We start from the raw sequence: 1,017 nt of genomic DNA on the forward strand, positions 1-1,017 counted from the left end.
TTGCACATAGAACCGTCGAGTATTTCCTCACCTACGGGTATGGACGGGATCTTAATTCCGAGAGTAAAGGCTTTTCCTGCACCCCAGGCAAAAGGGCATATGGTTTTTTTATTTCAGCATGCCACGCTTCCCGATGGTTTTTATTATTGGGACGGTACCGCCTGGGTTACTTTTCTAAGCACTTTTAACCGGACGTTTGATGATGCTATTTATGTGGTGACGGGAACCGGTTATTCCGCATCGGGGAATACCGAGAATACTGTATTATTCAATACCCTTAAAGCATTTAACCCTTCGGGTTTTTCAGTTTCCGGGAATCAGGTTACGGTAGGGAAAAGCGGGAACTACCTGATCAGCTTTAATTCGGCCTTAAAGAAAACAGTAGGCACGGTTAACGAAAACAGAGCCATATATACCTATAGAATTAAAAAGAACGGGGCCACCATTCTGACGACTTCCAATTCTTTAACCAATGAGGGTACAACAGCAACGAGTGTTGCCCTTAGTGGGATTGTGGCTTTGGCCCAAAATGATATTTTACAGGTAACCATACAAAAAACCACAGAAACCGGGAGCAGTGTTTATACAGGATATGGAACCAATTGCATCACGATGACCTATCTGAATGATTAATTAAAGACTTAGAGCTATGAAAAAAATATTTATTACCTGTTTTCTGATGGTGTCCTTAGTAAGTCTTCATGCCCAAAATGGAGTAGGGATCAATACCAATGCGCCTAAAGCCACACTGGATATTCAGGCAAAAACGCCTGATACCCCGGAGAGTTCCGCAGGAATATTATTTCCTACGGTAAGCCGTTTCTCAACGACTGATCCGGCCGCAAGCCAGAATGCGATGCTGGTTTCATTGGATAATGCCGGATCAGCAGGTTTTGAGGGCTATTATTTTTGGGATGACACCAAAAAGCTATGGCAATATATATTCCAGACGAAGATTTTAGGAAAAAACCTTTTTAAGACCATAGGTTCGGGAATCGGTTTTCCGGTAATAGCCAG

General features: G+C 42.9%; 1 protein-coding gene and 1 pseudogene. Both read left to right on the plus strand.

Going from position 1 to position 1,017, the window contains the following annotated elements; genetic code table 11:
• Positions 1-633 (plus strand): hypothetical protein (locus BCF58_RS17525; protein ID WP_394337679.1); only part of this gene is annotated, 633 nt, incomplete at its 5' end.
• Positions 634-649: 16 nt separating this feature from the next.
• Positions 650-1,017: pseudogene (locus tag BCF58_RS17245) on the plus strand (hypothetical protein); the annotation flags it as partial.

The organism is Chryseobacterium defluvii (genome assembly GCF_003634775.1).
In the GTDB taxonomy this organism is placed as follows: domain Bacteria; phylum Bacteroidota; class Bacteroidia; order Flavobacteriales; family Weeksellaceae; genus Chryseobacterium; species Chryseobacterium defluvii.